Raw genomic sequence first — 16,550 nt, forward strand, 5'->3', positions numbered from 1 at the left:
TGGCGATTCAGGCATTAACTTATTTCATAAATCCAAATATGTTGACGCCTAGAAAAGAGAACACGCTTCCAATCTGCTCTAGTATGCTTGATGGTTTTTCTTCTTTCTGTACTTTTACTACAGTCTCTAGCTGTTTCTCAGACACCTGAATTATGGAACTACTTGCTGGTTCTTGTTTTTGATTCTTATTAAGCATGAGAATTTTTGCACTTGCCTTCTCGAGGTTGTCCTGCGCTACAGCATATGTTGGTTCATGATCCAAGACCAAATTGTACAGCGATATTGCTTCCTTGAAGTTACCAAGCTCCGCTAGAACGTTTGCCTTGTTGTTTATTGCCGGTAAATAATCCGGATCAATTTTGAGCACCGAGTCATAGTAAGTTATTGCCTCATTGTAATGGCCAAGCTTGACTAGGGCAGATCCTTTGTTGGTAAGAACTTCGATGTTTTCTGGGTTCTCCTCTAGGGATTCGTCAAAAAATGTAATGGCTGAATCATACTTGCATAACCGCATTAGGGCAGGACCCATTCCATCATAATACGAGATTGAATCGACATATTCGCTGTTATCGCAGTTCAAAGTCATCTGGTTTAGCATCTTTCCTAACTCGACGTCTTCTACTGTAAGATTATCCTGCTTCTCTGGTTCTTTCTCTTGGATTTTTACAGATTCCTTAGTTTCAACTGTTTTTGAGTTGCTGCTTTGGATAACTGGAGTGAGGGCTACTGGGTTGGTGTTTTGAATGGATGTAGTTTTTGGTACCATTTTGATTTCCGGTTTTTTCTCAGGAATGTTGTTTATGGGAGGATTTTCTTTGGGCGGTTCTGTTATGCCGCTGAATCCAAAACTAATCTCACGCTTTGACTCTTCGTAATGGGCCTTGACCATATACGACCCTTGAGTCTTGAAATTAATCCCGTATTTTGCCAAAAATGAAACTGAAAACTTGAGATCCGAACCTATATCTCCAAAATAAAATCCAGTCGGAGTGCCAAATGGATCGTATATTCCAACCAGAACCGATGGCTCACCAGCTGCGGAAACAGTTCCGGAAATTGTAATGAAATCATTGTCTTGGTACGTGGGTTTGTCCGTAGCAAGTGTAAGTACCTCTGGAATGATTTTTTCAGTATTTACTTCTGGCTGATCTGCTTGGCTGCCAAATACCTCAAAAGTTATCTCAGCCTCTGTCTTTCCGTAATCAAACTTGATCAGATACATTCCGGACTTGTCATAAAATGGCGAATCCAAAGATATGGTCCTTGAAAAGGAATTAAACTCATCAATTTCCACACTGTTTGCAGAAATTATCACCCCATCCGGATCATACATTCTCACTGCAATTACTGGCATCTTTTTCTCTTCAATGAATCCAGATACTGTTAGAACTTCTCCGGTGTGGTATTGCTCCTTGTCCGTTAGAACCGTTATGCTCTGATTGTCTGCGGAAACAGGAATAACTGCAAAAGCGATCAGAATTGGGAAGAACAACAGCTGTTTTTTGCTCAAATCACGTACGCAAGCGTGATTTTGTATTTAATAATCTCGTAGAAATCATACTCCTAGCTTTTAAACAAATTGTGAGAAAACAAATCAGTCATTTGCAAAGAGATTCAACTAGGGTGCATTGTCAATGTTAAAACAAAACCAGCGATCAGAAAAAATACCTCAAAAACCACATCACTTTCACCTGAACAAATCTCTTTTGATGGGTGTGATTGCATGTTTTCTTTCTATTTCATTGATGACGTCGGCATCTGCAAAAGAGCTCCGCATCAACCTGACCGAATCTCTTGACATGAGTAACAACGACAAAAAGCCAAAAGATCTAGCTCAAAAAGTAAAACCAAAAGAAAAAGCAAAATTGGACAAAAAAGAAGTCAAAAAACCGGAAAAACCTAAACCAAAACCGACTGTAAAAGCAAAGCTAGCTGACACAAAGAAAAAACCAGCCGACGTAAAAGCAAAGCTCCCTCAGGCAAACAGTGCGAAGACAAAATACAATACCATAAAGAACTCAATCAATAACGTCAAATAACAAGAAACATAATTTACCAAACACTAAATCATAAAGTTGCAAATTCGAAAAGCTACCAAATCCGATAAAAAACCAGTTTTGGATTTTTGTCAAAGCCCATATTCAGGAATTGATTATATTGCAAATGTCTGGGATTTCTGGCTAAAAGATGGAGTATTTCTTACAATGGAGCATGAAGGAAAACCAATTGGCGTCTGCCATGCCTCATTCTCAAAAAACCAAGTCTGGGTTGAAGGATTGAGAATTAATCCAAAATTTTGGCAAAGGGGATATGGAAGCAGCCTTGTTTTAAAGACTGAACAAATTGCCAAAAGAAAAAACTACAAAATTTCAAGGATGATAATATCAAATGGCAACAAAAAATCAATCAAGCTTGCAAAATCCCTTGGCTATAAAATTGAAGATAAGTGGTATCTGTATAACATAAGACCAAAAAGAAAACAATCTCTCGTCATTCCAGCTATCAATTCGAAACAGATTGAAAACCTAATTGACTCCGATACATATTCAAAGTCATGGAAATGGTTCGAATTTGACAAACCTGCTATGTCTGAGCTAATAAAAAAGAAAAAGATACTTGTTTTCACACAAAACAAAAAAACTCTGGCAGTCGGCATCTGGAATGACTCTGAAATAGATGATGATGTACTACAAGTTGGTTATCTGAACGGCACAAAAGCTGGTATGAAAAAGATTTTGTCTTATATGCAAAACAAAGGATATGAACAAAACTCAAGACGAATCCAGATCTTGGCTCAGCAAAAAATCAAGTTAAAAATGAAAGACTTGGACAAGAGAATGCTCTTCTGCCTTATGAAAAAAGAATTATGAATTATTTTGAAAAAGAAATTCCGTCACACGCCTCAATAAACCATTTTGGAAGATCATTTTTCTGGTGATATACCATTCTTTCTGCCTTTGAATCAAGAACATATGTCATTGCATAATCTTTCACATGCCTGACTGAACGTCCTGCCATTTGCAATAGCCTGAAAGCGGATTTCAAGTAATATCTACGGTGGTCAGGTTCTGAGTTGTAAATTTTCTTCATTCGCATATCGTCCATTGTGGGATAGTATGGCGCCTTTACAATAATCTGGAATCTACTCTCATCATCAGGCAAATTCACGCCAGACTCCAATCCTGGCGATATCAGGACAGAGTTCTTTGTGTTTCGGTGAAGCTCCAACGCCTCCCCTTTGTCTTGGCCTTTGTATAGCGGAAGCAGTCTTGTTTTTAAATGCGGTGCAATATTTTCCAAAATATAGTCCATTTGGGAATAACTCGTAAGCAGAATTACTCCACGTTGCTCCGATCTAATCTTCAAAATAGCCTCAATCTGTGATATGATTTTCTGTGGAAGAACCGACTCTGTATCGCCTGATTCTATATATTCAGTTTTGAGAAAAACAATTTTCCTATTTTCTTTTGGAATGTTGGAATCTTCATTGATAAAGAAAACCTCATCTTTTCTAAATCCGGTTTCCTTGCAGAATAATTCTAGATTTATTGTAGCTGACATGAATAATGTAATGTCAAAATTTCCCGTAAGCTCATCCATAAACCAGTGTATGTGCCACGGTTTGATTGTGATTTCATCAAAATTATACGGGAGGTTTTTTCCTTGATCCTGTGTTTTTGACTGGATGTCGGTAATGATGTAGTTTTGATCAGATGACGACAGTCCCTTTTGTAGGATTTTCATTTTTGTAGTATAATTCTTCAGCTCGTTTAGCACAAAATGGTTAATGTATCTGTGATCGTTTTCACAGTCAACATGTTCTTTACATTTTAGGAATTCCTTTGTCTTGATGTACTCTCGCACCTTACCGCAGGAAGTGCAGCCGTCTTTGATTTTGACGCCGTGTCTGATGCAGGAATAGTGTTTTTTGATATGATCCTCTGACTGTAAGAATAATGTGTGCTCTGCACAGTTTTTCATGATAGATTCTCTTTTTTGAAACGTGTCTGAAAACGAATTTACATAATTTCTGATGCTGTCTATATTGGAATCAACTGAAAACTTGGGCATCTCTATTCCCAAAATTTCACCATAGAATCCGTTAAGATTGGTTGCAAGCTGATTTGCTAGCTCTTCGTCTAGCTCATGCGCCTCATCACACACCAATAATTTTCTCTTTGGCATTTCTTCCCCTGATAACAAATGCGAAAGATATGATGCGTACGAATATGCAACAAAGCTTGATTTTTTTCCAATCTCTATTTGGTCATAATACGGGCACTTTCTTGGAAGGTCGTCACCTGTTATTGTTTCAGCCATAGTTCCGCGCTTGAAAATCGTATATGATTCCGGCTGCGGTCTGTATGCACAGTCGTTACAGTAGCCTTGTGTGCAATCAAAAACTCGGTTTGACTGTTCACACAAAAACCGCTTTTTTCCCCGCACCGTATTAAAAAAGCCAAACTCATTTTTGTACTGGTCCTGCAAAAGAACAGTAGAAGTAAGAACAGTAGAAGACTTGAGATATAATGACAATGCGATCGCAATCCAGCTTTTCCCAGTACCTGTCGGGGCAGAAAGAAGAATTTTCTTGTAGCCTGATCCCATCGCATGCTGGATCTTTTTGATTATATCTCGCTGTTTCTGGGTCGGCTCCTTTCCCACATATTTTCCGACCAGATCCAGCGCGTCCATCAGGGAGAGTGGCTCATGCATACTTGCCTTTTTAAAATCTACATCAGAAACACTTGAACCAGTCCGTATTCTGTTGCCGTAAGAATCAAACTGCATTGATGAAAGCAAAAGCTGTTGTTTTATAAATCTGGAGGCAAGAGAATCTCAGATTATTTTGTGACGAATTGCAGGTAATAACATAATAACCGTCATCACAAATCTAACGAATTCATAATATGCACATGTCAGAGCTAGGCAAAGTGGAAGAACGTCATGGTATTGATATGAACTTTTACCTGTTACCATGTAAAGCCGAAACAGGATTGGGTTCAGACATATTACCACAGGGACTGCGGGAATGCACGCCTGTAGAGATCAGAAACTCGGTCGCTGAAGCAGGAAGCTGTTATGGACTTGTCCTGCAGTAGTTCACAATTGTAGACTGCGTGATTTTTAGCTAACCACTAATCAATACTCAATCAATGATACCGTTGATAAAGAATACAAACCATACTGGAATCATGAAAGCAAAATTCAAAACATCCTGCGTCGAATGCGGCGACCAGATCTCACCGGGTAAAGAGATAGCTAAAAACGGATCAGGAACTTGGGTCCACAAGCACTGTGCACCAGAAGCACTAGAATTTGCCTAAATTTTTTCTAAACAGCTAAATCAATCAATATACAATGTATATTATATATAATGAATAAACATTATATATACAAAGTGTATAATGTATATTGTGCAAGCAAGCCAGGCGGATTTATTCCTAGATTCAGTTTATGTGATGTCTCATAGTAGGAGCACGGTTATTTCGTATCGTCTATCAATCAAAGTCCTACGGGAATTTCTCAATGAAAGATATTCAATAGATGAGATACAACTCATTGAGAAGGTCAAAAATGATGAGATTGACATCTATTCTTTTTTACGTGACCTTGTAGTGTATAGGGACAAAAAAGGCAACACTGCAAGAACTATCAGAACCTACATGAGTGGTATCAAAGGATATTTGCGATATCTGGGAATAAAAATAAGCACAGATGAATACAAACAGCTAGTAAAATCTCCTAGAATAGTCACTGTACGAGATGAACCAATAACAAAGGAGATGATTGTACGTTTACTACATAATTCACCACCAAAGCTTCAGACAGCAATATTAGTTGCAGTTGCAAGCGGTATGAGAATTGGTGAAATTGTACAGTTACGATTATCCGATATTGATTTTAGATCTATTCCAACAAAGATCAAGATCAGATCAGACACTACAAAGACAAGACAATCAAGGGAGACATTTATCACAGCAGAGGCCACAAAAGCACTCAAGGACTATCTGACAAGTAATTTTGGCTGGAAAGAAAATGAAAACAATTCTCATTTGTTGAATCAGATAATATTCTCAAGGACGATGAGCAATAAAATAAAGTACAAGCATCCTGAAAACGAGAAGAGCTGCGCACAGTTATGCCTGCAAAAGTCATTGCAAACCCATGTTGAAAAGATCCCAGAACTTGATATGAGAAATGAGAACGGTCGTAAGACAATTCATTTTCATGGATTCCGCAAATACTTTAGGACAACTGTAGGAAATGTTTGTGGAAGAGACTTTGCAGAAGCATTGATTGGTCATGGATTCTATATGGATACTTACTATGTCTTGTCAGAAGAACAGAAGAGAGAACTGTACTTGAAGGCAGAACCATATCTTACAATTTCTGATTTTAAAGCAGTTGAGCAAAACATCAAAGATCTATCTGAAAAGTATGTAAAGCTAGAGAAAGTGGTTAGTAATCTTCAAGACTATCTCAGGACAAACAGTATCGAAGTTCCTTCTTCAATTATATCATTGAATTAAATTGACAGTTGAAAAAGCTATTAGGATTTTGGATTCATTGATTAAAATCAGAAAAGAAGGTTTAGATCGATTGAAGGAAATGACAAAAGATTGGGAATTAGATTCTACGAGCCTAGAACAATCTATTATTAATTTACTTGAACAGGAAATAGAAGTTTCTCAATTTTTACAAAAAGAAATCCAAACACCTTCAATCATAAAAAATAATTCTAAATTGATACATAATAGGAAGAAAACTAAATGATGCGTTATTCACTTTGTAATTTATATCGAAATTTATGCCTGAAAATAACTGAAAATAGAAGATCAGTTTTAAGTCATATTATTTTTATTCATAATAATTGGCAAAAATTAGAAGAAAAAAATCATCAAAAAAAGCCAAAAATATTCCAATTGAAGGAACTCAGCCAAGTGATAAAATTAAACAATATTTTCATAATTATACGAAACGAGTCAATAACCCGCCAGTGGGTTTAGTTACACCTGAAACAGATATGGAATTACCAACAAAACACTATTCTTATGATCCTCATCTAGATCCACAGCTTATTTGGGCCGGTAAAAAAGAACATAATAATTTTGAAGTAGATACAGTTTCTCTTCATGTTCATGAAAGAATTGATCCAATGACGATTATTGAGAAAGTCCTTAAACACCCGAGAAGTGAATATGTTCAGAGAACATTATTTCCATTTTTTGGTTCTCCTGAAAATAATCCACCATTAAGGGAAGCAATCGAATTTTACAAACATGATCAAAGTTGGTCCAATCGACTAATTGCAGGAGATTCACGGATAGTAATGAACTCATTATTGGAAAAAGAAGGCATGAAAGAAAAAATACAAATGATCTACATCGATCCTCCATATGGTATCAAATATGGTTCCAATTTCCAACCCTTTGTAAATAAAAAAAATGTAGTAGATGGAAAGGATGAGGACCTTACTCAAGAACCAGAAACAATTAGGGCATTTCGGGATACTTGGGAACTTGGAATCCATTCATACTTAACATATCTCCGTGATCGTTTATTGCTAGCACGTGAATTGCTTACGGAATCAGGTTCAATCTTTGTGCAAATTAGTGATGAGAATGTACATCATGTACGAGAACTGATGGATGAGGTATTTCAGGCAAATAATTTTGTTAGTCTTATTGTGATTAGAACTAGGAGTACATCTACAAGTAAATTTGTTTCTACTCTAAATGACTATATTGTTTGGTATGCAAAGAATATTGAACAATTAAAATATCACCAATTGTACGAAGAAAAAGAAGCTGATTATTCTAGATTTTGCTTTGCAGAGATAAAAGAGAAAATAATTAATGTCAACACCTTTGATGAAAATGAAAGAAAAAAACTTAACCCTTTTTCAAGTAGTAGTCTAAACTCAACAACAGGCGGAACATCTTCAAATATAGGTTTTAACTATAAAGGTAAAACCTATTTTCCTGCACCTGGAAGAAGTTGGCGTTGTTCAATTGAAGGATTAGAAAAATTAGCAAAAAACGATAGGATTTTTGTACAAGGTAATAACATTCGTTACAAGTACTATTATGATGATTTTCCATTTACTCCACTAACAAACCTATGGATTGAACAAATATCAGAACAAAACAAAATATTTGTGGTTCAAACAGGAACCGAAGCTATTCGTCGCTGTATGCTAATGACAACGGATCCAAGCGATCTTGTATTCGACCCTACTTGTGGCTCAGGTACAACTGCATTTACCGCTGAAAAATGGGGACGACGATGGATTACATGTGACTCATCAAGAGTAGCGATTACTCTGGCAAAACAACGTCTTATGACATCTTTGTTTGATTACTATGAATTTGCTCATCCAAATGAGGGTTCAAGATCTGGTTTCAAATACAAAACAGTGCCGCATATTACCTTAAAATCAATTGCAAACAATGAACTACCACCGCAAGAAATACTATATGATCACCCATTAATAGATAAAACAAAAACTAGAGTTACAGGTCCATTTACAGTAGAAGCTGTTCCATCACCAATTGTTAAATCATTTGACTCTGATCCAAAATTAGAGTCTGAAATAGATATCTCATTATCTCGTGTTGGTGAAACGCTACGTCAAGATGAATGGAGAAACGAACTTCTAAAAACAGGAATCCGCGGTAAGAGTGGCCAAAAAATTGAATTTAGTAGAGCAGAAATACTTTCTGGAACACAATGGTTACAGGTAGATGCAGAAACAAAAGAAAAAGAACCAAAACGAGTAGTTGTATCATTTGGACCAGAATATGCACCTTTAGAACAAAGACAAGTATCTCTTGCTATTGATGAGGCACAAAAACTTGTACCTAAACCAAAAATCATTGTTTTTGCAGCCTTTCAATTTGATCCCGAAGCAGCAAAGGATATTGATGAACTCAATTGGCCTGGTGTGACTATCTTAAAAGTTCAAATGAATGCAGATCTACTCACTGGAGATCTTAAAAAGGAAAGATCTAACAATGAATCATTTTGGCTAATGGGACAACCCGATGTTGAATTAAAGAAAGATCAAGATAACAAATATGTTGTAGAAGTTAATGGTTTTGACTACTATAACACTAAAACAGGTGAAATTGAATCCGGCGATTCTTCACGAATATCCATGTGGATGCTTGATACTGATTATGATGGAAGAAGTTTGTATCCACAACAAGTTTTCTTCCCAATGTCGAGAGCTACTGATGTGTGGGGCAAGTTAGGAAAAACTCTCAAAACAGAAATCAATGAAGAATTACTTGAACAATATAGTGGTACAATATCATTACCATTTATTCCAGGTGCAAATAAGCAAATGGCAGTAAAAATCATTGACGATCGCGGTATTGAGTCATTAAGAATTCTACAGGTTGAATAATGTCACAGATTGATCATTTAATAATTAATAGTCCATTTGAGGAACCAAAATCTCATTGGAAATACGATCGAGAAAAACGTAAATTTGTTTTGGAACAAGGACGAAGACCTGCAGGCTATCTTGTAGCGTCTAAAGATTCTAAATCGTTTGATGATCCAGGAGAATTTCGTGAATTACCGCTAGTTAACCAAATTAGAAATCGCGTTGATGATTGGAGAAAAAATGGTTATTCTAACGTTACGGGAATCACAAAACGATTGTTAGAATTTTGGAACGATCCGCAAGAAAGAACTAATCCATTCTTTTTTTGTCAATTAGAAGCCATTGAAACCATAATCTGGTTAACTGAAGCTACAGACAACGAAAAACAAGGAATTTTCATTCCTTCAGATGGAGGTCCTTTTCAAAGAATCTGCTCAAAGATGGCCACAGGTTCTGGCAAAACTATGGTCATGGGAATGTTAACTGCATGGCAAATTCTTAACAAAGTTACTTATCCGACAGATACTAGATTCTCAAAAAACATTCTTGTAATTGCACCAGGTTTAACCGTAAAAAATCGACTAGAAGTTCTAAAGCCATCCGTAGATGATAGTGTCTACATACAGTTCAGAATAGTGCCTGATTCTTTGTTTGATAAATTAAGGCAAGGCCGTGTTGTAGTACATAATTGGCATACTCTAATGCCATTGGAGGCAAGTAAACGAAGTGTTGTCAAAAAAGGGAGAGAAAGTAACGAAGCATTCACAAGAAGAATTCTTGGTGAAATGTCATCTGCAACAAACATCACCGTAATAAATGATGAAGCACATCACGCATGGAGAATAAAACCAGAAATTCAATTGGATGCTGATGAAGAAATTATTGAAGAAGCTACACGATGGATGGAAGGACTAGACAAAATTCATGCTACCAGAAATATTTCAAAGTGCTACGATCTTTCTGCTACTCCATTTATACCATCAGGAAAAAATGTATCAGAAGAACTTCTCTTTGAATGGGTTGTTTCAGATTTTTCTCTTAATGATGCTATTGAATCTGGTTTGGTAAAAACTCCAAGAATTGCAATTCGAGATGATAGTGGAAAATTCAGTAAAGATTATCGTTCAAGATTTTATCATATCTACAAAGATCCTGATGTCAAAGAAGATATCAACAGAAGGGCAAAACCCGAAGAACCACTGCCAGATTTAATAAAAAATGCATATTACTTATTAGGAGAAGATTGGCTTGCAACAAAGAAAAAATGGGACGAAAATAAATCGCAAGTTCCTCCAGTCATGATCACCGTATGCAACAGAACCGAGACAGCTGCTAGAATAAAATTCTCTTTTGAAAACAAAAAATTTGAATTAGAAGAACTTACTGATCCTACAAAAATCCTTCATATTGATTCCAAAGTTCTCAAAGCCGCTGAGGAAAAGGAATCCATAGAAAAAGATAACACGACAGATTCAGAAAATGATACAAAAATATCTAGTAAGTCTAAAGAGGAAGAATTACGTGAAAAAGTAGACACTGTAGGGAAAATAGGCAAACCTGGAGAACAAATTCAGAATATTATCGCAGTTTCGATGCTTTCTGAAGGCTGGGATGCAAGAACCGTTACTCAGATTATGGGTTTGAGAGCCTTTACCAGTCAATTATTATGTGAACAAGTAGTAGGTAGAGGACTTAGAAGAACTTCATATGAAATTAATCCAGAAACAGGCTTTTTTGATCCTGAGTATGTGAATATTTTTGGTGTGCCGTTTACCTTTTTACCGCATGAAGGAAGTACTGATGCACCTCCACCACCTCCATCACCACAAACAAGAATTGAAGCGGATTCCGACAAAATAGAACACAAAATTTCATGGCCTAACGTTGATCGAATAGAACGAGTTTACTCTCCAAAATTATCCCTTGATTGGAGTAAAGTAAAAACATTAGAACTCAGACCTGACGAAGTAAGTGTTACCGTAGATATGGCACAAGTAATAGATGGAAAACCTGCAATTGACAAAATGTCCGATATTGATCTTGAAAAATTAGGAAAGAAAGTTAGAATGCAGTGGTTAATCTTTCATGCCGCAAGAGATGTTTATGATAATTTTAACCATGAATGGAAAGGAAACAAAGAAGAACTAATGTTACAACTAGTAAATCTTGTTGAAGGATTTATCAAGTCTGGAAAAATCCAAGTCTTGAATATTTTAGAAAGTGAAGAATTACGAAAGCGACTCACTATTGCATTTAATATGACAAAAGTAGCCCAGCATATTTTTGAAGCAATAAAATTTGAAAACACAGAAAAACGAACACTAGTATTCAACAAAGAAAAGCCAATCAAATCAACATCAGACATGCAACCTTGGTACACCAAAAAACCAAATGAGTGGACCAAAAAATCCCATATCAGCCATGCTGTACACGATAGTCGATGGGAGATGAGTACTGCTTATGAGCTCGAACGAAATTCTGAGGTTGAATCTTGGGCAAAAAATGACCACATTGGATTTGAAATACAATATGTGTACAATGGTACAGTTCACAAGTATTATCCAGATTATCTGATTCGACTTGCTAATGGAGTTACACTTGTTTTAGAAATCAAAGGTGAAGATTCGCAACAAAACCAAGCAAAAAGGAAGGCGCTTGATGAATGGATAAATGCCGTAAATGAAGATGGCAGATTTGGCACTTGGGTATGGGATGTAGCCTTTGGTCCGTCGGAAGTAAAACCAAAAATTACACAACACTCAAAGATGGAAGTCAAAAGTGAAATTAACGCAAAATGTCCTGTATGTAGCAAAGTAGCTAATTCAAGAGAACAAATTGACACCATGTTTGGTTTTAGAAACATGGATGGAATAGTACGACCTCAATCATGGTGTAGAGATTGTCGCAAAAACAAAAAAGTGACTGTTTGACAGAAAAAACTATAACAAATTACTAGTGTTAACTTGATGTGAAGGCTTCAGAAAAAACATTAGAACTTAATGTTAGTGAAAATCTTTTACAAGATATACGTGATCTCTATCCAAATGCATTCTTACAGGGATTCACATTACATCATGAGGCAATAAATGGTTTAGATGTTTCTATTTCTGTACCTAATGTACAAATTGGCTTAGGATTACAATTTAAAAGACCAACCAGTCAAAGGAATGGAATTTACAAATTCTCTATCAATAATAACAGGAAACATGATCAGCATGTCATACTTTATGAATTAGTCGAACTCTTTACTCTCTTACTTGGTCGTCAACCTCCATTTTATTATGCATTTCCAACAATACTGGACGATACAGAAGTTCTACAAGCAACTCCTAATTTCTATGCTAGAACGTATTTGGTTAGTCCGTTAGACATTCCTTTTCACATCATAGATGGTAATATTCATCACGTTGAAATAGATACAAGACATAATGAAATCACCGTTCATTCCGAATCCTCTAAAATTGTAAATTTTTTTACAGCCGATAAATTAATTTCAAAATATCGTAATCCAAGAAAAAAAATACAAGAAGTAAAAGAAAAACTAGATCCAATTCATGTGGGTAAATTACGAGAATTAATACATAATAAACAAAAAAAGCAAATCTTAGAATCAGTTTATACAAAAAATACAGATAAAGAGATTGTACTGACAAAATTATTCAAAGGAAATTGGCATATTGATATGCATGGAATAATGTTGCCATGAGACGTACGGTATTATGAATAAAACAAAGTCGAATGCTTAATTGTTGGGGATCCGCAATTTTCGTTCGTCATATAATCATCAAAATTTCTCAATTTACTACCTCTATACACAATTGCAAGACCTAATTGTGATATGACGTACCGTATTTTCAGGAACAATTCCAATTAAATAATCGATTCACCATACTATGGGAATGTTCATCAGGAAAAACCAAGTCAAGGCATGCAATCGATGCGGCTGTATCTATTCCAATACAATATCTACCAAATGTCCTGTATGTAACAGCATAATCCAAAATACCATCGAAGGGTTCCAGTAGGAATTCTCCACGCTACATGCTGTACAGTAATAATCCCTCACTTGGTCGACATACAAAATATAAAAAATGGTAAAAGTCACGTACCAAACTTCGAACAATATCGAATTTCCGAACAATTTGGTACGCTCATGCTTTCACGCCTGAGCTGAACTTGTAACATTCGTCTGGTTCTGGCCTAACAGTATTTCCTGTAGGTGCTCTTTTGGCAAAGTGTTCCTGCCCTTGTCAATTATGTATAGCGTGTAACCCGTCGAATGTTTTTCAAGTTCGTCTATTCCTGTTTTTACGAATAAAGGATCCGCCTTCGATTGTTCGATTATCTTCTCCCTTATGTAATCAAACTCTCTTTTAATGATGTCTGATATCTTTTTGTAAAGATACCCCCTTGCATCGTTGGGGTTTGTCCTTGAGGCTAGCACTCCTGCATAGTAGAGTGGCGTTAGGTAATTTTCCAGAATCTTTTTTGGGTTCGTGCTTTTGCCAGTGATCTCCCTGTACTTGACGGCAAGATCCGCGCTGGTGATCTCCCCGTCTATTTTGCCCGCTACTGCCTTCTCAAAGACCTGTTCAAAGAACTTTACCTTATCCGGTGGAAGGTGGCTTGGCTTTCCCAAAAGTAGAATGGTTCTCTCTATCTCATGAAGGGATACTATAGGACATTCTTTTTTGGTCTGATCCTTCTCATAGACAATCTTGCATCTTTGATATGAGTTGATGAATGTCTCTAGATTGCACAATGCAAAGAATTGTTTTGCAACTCTCATCATTGCCCCCTCATTGCTTGGGAGTAATTCTGCAATTATCCTGTAAAATGGGTTGTATACCCCATTGCCGTCTTGCGAGATCTCACAGATCATCTTCTTTAGCAAGCCCACGTAACACTTTGACCTGTCTTTTCCTCTGGGATCCGAACACAGCATTGTCTCGGCAAAATGCGGAATGCTTTGTTTTGTAGCGGTGAGATGGTTTGCTTTTTTATATTTTGCAATCTCTGTGTTTGGACTGGCAATGAGAAATCTTGTCTCTATTTCTGCCCAGTCTGGAAACCCCTCCTCATTTTTTGCAGAGCAGTATATCACCGCAGGCCATCCACGGATAATTGTGTTTTTCGTCATCAGAGTGCCCTTACCAGTCTTGTCTGTTACTTTGAATTGTATGGATTCCCTGTCGTGGGAAAGGATTGGCTTTAGTTTTCTCCATAGATTCCAGTCAGGCGTGTCCAAAAACACGAGTATCTTTCCGCCCATATCTATTAGGTTCCTTGAATTATTCAGGAGGGCTCTCTTTTGCTGTTCAAGTTCTCTTTTTCTGTTGGTATCATGGCATTGCCTGATCTCATTATCCAGAGTGTCTACTCTATCTTCTATTGGATGATCATTTTCATCAACAATGATGCCCCTTTCATGGATCAGAGCTGACGGTGACATGCCGCCAAGGAACAACACATCCTCGTTTGGAAACAGTGAGATCACTTGGTTGACCGCATATGATTTGCCCTCAGATGATGGTGCCTTTACCATTAGGTTGAGAGGATTTTTTGTGTATGCGGAAAGCCCGACGCGCAGAATTATGCTGACAAGATCCTTGTCGTCAACTATCTCAGTGTCAAGATAATTCTCAATGTCTTCAATAAATGTGGTCAATTTGATCTCACCATTTTTTGCAATTTTAGATTTGAACAAGTTAGTACAAGCTTGTCATTATCTATTGCAACCTCAAATTCTGGAATGCCATTACAGACATGAATCCATTTTGAATCCAAAGATAGTATGAGATGTTCACCCATGAGGTAGGGAGAGGCTTTTGCAATTTGTTTGACTGTCATTTGTTTTCCCCTAATGCCTCTTTTCCCAAAACCGATCACAATAGTCTGCGTGATTCATTAGCTCATTGACAACTGAATCCCACGTGCTTCCTTTGATACCAAATTTGGCCAACTTTTCCTTGGTCTCCTTTTTGAGCCAAATTGCTGATATTTTTCTGATTCTCTCATTGCTCAAATCGTTTTCACCTCTGCAAATTTTTCACATTTTTCCACATGCAATAAAATCTTGGAAATTAACTGGTCATAGGTTTCGTTCTTCTGACCAAATTTATCCAACAAATTTTTTGTATTTGTTGAAAGAGTTACTGTAGTAATTTTTTCCATGTCTACTATAAGTTTAATTAAAATATAGGCCATATTTCGATAATATGGCCACTAAGCATAGTCAATACGTACCTAAACAAGGACGGTTTTTAGGAGGATCCATATCACCAGCATATCAATCTGATTTTGATTCATCTATTGTGCCTATTTTTGGGCATAAGCAAAAGGGTAAACACAAAAAAGATATTCTTTCGGGCTTGGCATTAATAGGATCATCTACTCTTTACGGAGTTGCAAAATTTGTATTAGAAAAAGAAAATGAAACATTTATCTTAAAACGGGGGGAAGATTCGGGAAAGCCTAAGCATATTGGACAAAGAGCAAAATCATATCAGAATCTTGTAGAAGGTAGACATGATGCAAATAATCCAACTAAATTAAAAGACGATTATGTGTTTTTGACCGGAATACAAAATGGGAAAAAGTATTTTTTAACATTAAAGGGATGTTTTGTAGCTTTAGGGTTTCAATTTAATGATGCTGAATTTACAATCTTCGTAAAAAATGCTTCAAAATATCACCTATTTTTTGCATTTCTACAACATTTTCTCAATAATGAAATTCCAATTAGATTTGTAAAGGAAATTTTTATCAAGCCACTTCACGAAAAGTTGATAAAAAATGGGAAATTTATTTTTGATGAAAGCCTGTCATTTTATTTTACAAAGATCGCGGAGTTGTATGGTGAAGAAGTTTTGAGAAAAATTAGTGATATTTTGGGAAATGTATCACCAACATCGAAACCATTAGAGTTCGAAATTGGACCACTGGAATGTATCCCAGATGGTAAAGTATTGACACAGATCTATAAAATAAATAAAAAATTATACAAGAAAAATCCTAACGAAAACTGGAGTACAAAAATGATGATCTTATTTGGTGTTAACATTATTGGAACTGATGACGACTTGTGTATGGAATCTCGTTTATTGTGGTTGGTAATGAGAGAATTAGATCAGGCCTTCTCTTATGCATTATAGGT

General features: G+C 36.4%; 14 protein-coding genes. 9 read left to right on the forward strand and 5 right to left on the reverse strand.

Translation table 11 applies throughout. The features are described from left to right. Positions 1 to 19 precede the first annotated feature (19 nt). Positions 20 to 1,510, reverse strand: coding sequence for a tetratricopeptide repeat protein (locus tag NKMY2_RS02475; RefSeq protein ID WP_042684108.1), 1,491 nt, complete (start codon positions 1,508 to 1,510; stop codon positions 20 to 22). 124 nt (positions 1,511 to 1,634) lie between these two features. Here NKMY2_RS02475 and NKMY2_RS02480 point away from each other — a divergent pair, with 124 nt between their 5' ends. Both NKMY2_RS02480 and NKMY2_RS02485 read left to right on the forward strand, forming a co-directional pair. Then, positions 1,635 to 2,039: a hypothetical protein gene (locus NKMY2_RS02480; RefSeq protein WP_042684114.1), complete on the forward strand. Its 405-nt coding sequence runs from the start codon at positions 1,635 to 1,637 to the stop codon at positions 2,037 to 2,039. Between the two features lie 36 nt (positions 2,040 to 2,075). Continuing rightward, positions 2,076 to 2,870 (forward strand): GNAT family N-acetyltransferase, encoded by a 795-nt coding sequence (locus NKMY2_RS02485; RefSeq protein ID WP_042684115.1) that lies wholly within the window; start codon positions 2,076 to 2,078, stop codon positions 2,868 to 2,870. 1 nt (position 2,871) lies between these two features. On the opposite strand, the gene NKMY2_RS02490 is transcribed toward NKMY2_RS02485, so the two are convergent. Next, positions 2,872 to 4,791: a helicase C-terminal domain-containing protein gene (locus NKMY2_RS02490; protein ID WP_042684117.1), complete on the reverse strand. Its 1,920-nt coding sequence runs from the start codon at positions 4,789 to 4,791 to the stop codon at positions 2,872 to 2,874. A 374-nt stretch (positions 4,792 to 5,165) separates the two neighbouring features. Between NKMY2_RS02490 and NKMY2_RS10700 the strand changes: the two genes are divergently transcribed. The 6 genes from NKMY2_RS10700 (at position 5,166) to NKMY2_RS02515 (ending at position 13,100) form a co-directional block, all read left to right on the forward strand. Then, positions 5,166 to 5,327 carry a hypothetical protein gene (locus tag NKMY2_RS10700; RefSeq protein ID WP_157832420.1) on the forward strand — a complete coding sequence of 54 codons (162 nt, stop codon included), beginning with the start codon at positions 5,166 to 5,168 and terminating at the stop codon, positions 5,325 to 5,327. A 90-nt stretch (positions 5,328 to 5,417) separates the two neighbouring features. After that, positions 5,418 to 6,533 carry a tyrosine-type recombinase/integrase gene (locus tag NKMY2_RS02495; RefSeq protein ID WP_177316500.1) on the forward strand — a complete coding sequence of 372 codons (1,116 nt, stop codon included), beginning with the start codon at positions 5,418 to 5,420 and terminating at the stop codon, positions 6,531 to 6,533. A 1-nt stretch (position 6,534) separates the two neighbouring features. After that, entirely contained in the window at positions 6,535 to 6,777 is a 243-nt protein-coding gene (locus NKMY2_RS02500) for a hypothetical protein (protein ID WP_042684122.1), read from the forward strand. Positions 6,778 to 6,874: 97 nt separating this feature from the next. After that, entirely contained in the window at positions 6,875 to 9,412 is a 2,538-nt protein-coding gene (locus NKMY2_RS02505; RefSeq protein WP_320408948.1) for a site-specific DNA-methyltransferase, read from the forward strand. Continuing rightward, entirely contained in the window at positions 9,412 to 12,324 is a 2,913-nt protein-coding gene (locus NKMY2_RS02510; protein WP_076613369.1) for a BPTD_3080 family restriction endonuclease, read from the forward strand. The genes NKMY2_RS02505 and NKMY2_RS02510 overlap by 1 nt, the downstream gene beginning before the upstream one ends. A 38-nt stretch (positions 12,325 to 12,362) precedes the next feature. After that, complete coding sequence (locus NKMY2_RS02515; RefSeq protein WP_042684126.1) at positions 12,363 to 13,100, forward strand: hypothetical protein; 738 nt, start codon at positions 12,363 to 12,365, stop codon at positions 13,098 to 13,100. 453 nt (positions 13,101 to 13,553) lie between these two features. Here NKMY2_RS02515 and NKMY2_RS02520 read toward each other — a convergent pair whose 3' ends face one another. The 3 genes from NKMY2_RS02520 to NKMY2_RS10705 all read right to left on the reverse strand — a co-directional run bounded on the left by NKMY2_RS02520 (position 13,554) and on the right by NKMY2_RS10705 (position 15,568). After that, entirely contained in the window at positions 13,554 to 15,062 is a 1,509-nt protein-coding gene (locus NKMY2_RS02520) for a hypothetical protein (RefSeq protein WP_157832421.1), read from the reverse strand. Continuing rightward, entirely contained in the window at positions 15,059 to 15,244 is a 186-nt protein-coding gene (locus NKMY2_RS02525) for a hypothetical protein (RefSeq protein ID WP_042684129.1), read from the reverse strand. The genes NKMY2_RS02520 and NKMY2_RS02525 overlap by 4 nt, the downstream gene beginning before the upstream one ends. Positions 15,245 to 15,415: 171 nt before the next feature. Next, complete coding sequence (locus tag NKMY2_RS10705; RefSeq protein WP_157832422.1) at positions 15,416 to 15,568, reverse strand: hypothetical protein; 153 nt, start codon at positions 15,566 to 15,568, stop codon at positions 15,416 to 15,418. Between the two features lie 44 nt (positions 15,569 to 15,612). Here NKMY2_RS10705 and NKMY2_RS02530 point away from each other — a divergent pair, with 44 nt between their 5' ends. Next, a complete protein-coding gene (locus NKMY2_RS02530) occupies positions 15,613 to 16,548 on the forward strand; it encodes a hypothetical protein (RefSeq protein ID WP_042684130.1) in 936 nt (311 codons plus the stop codon). The last annotated feature ends 2 nt before the right edge of the window (positions 16,549 to 16,550 follow it).

It is taken from the genome of Candidatus Nitrosotenuis chungbukensis (assembly GCF_000685395.1).
GTDB classification, from domain to species: domain Archaea; phylum Thermoproteota; class Nitrososphaeria; order Nitrososphaerales; family Nitrosopumilaceae; genus Nitrosotenuis; species Nitrosotenuis chungbukensis.

Coding starts and splice junctions, on each gene's coding strand:
- NKMY2_RS02530 (WP_042684130.1), top strand. CDS start 15,613: ATGGCCACTAAGCATAGTCAATACGTACCTAAACAAGGACGGTTTTTA.
- NKMY2_RS02490 (WP_042684117.1), bottom strand. CDS start 4,791: ATGCAGTTTGATTCTTACGGCAACAGAATACGGACTGGTTCAAGTGTT.
- NKMY2_RS10705 (WP_157832422.1), bottom strand. CDS start 15,568: ATGGAAAAAATTACTACAGTAACTCTTTCAACAAATACAAAAAATTTG.
- NKMY2_RS02525 (WP_042684129.1), bottom strand. CDS start 15,244: ATGACAGTCAAACAAATTGCAAAAGCCTCTCCCTACCTCATGGGTGAA.
- NKMY2_RS02480 (WP_042684114.1), top strand. CDS start 1,635: ATGTTAAAACAAAACCAGCGATCAGAAAAAATACCTCAAAAACCACAT.
- NKMY2_RS02510 (WP_076613369.1), top strand. CDS start 9,412: ATGTCACAGATTGATCATTTAATAATTAATAGTCCATTTGAGGAACCA.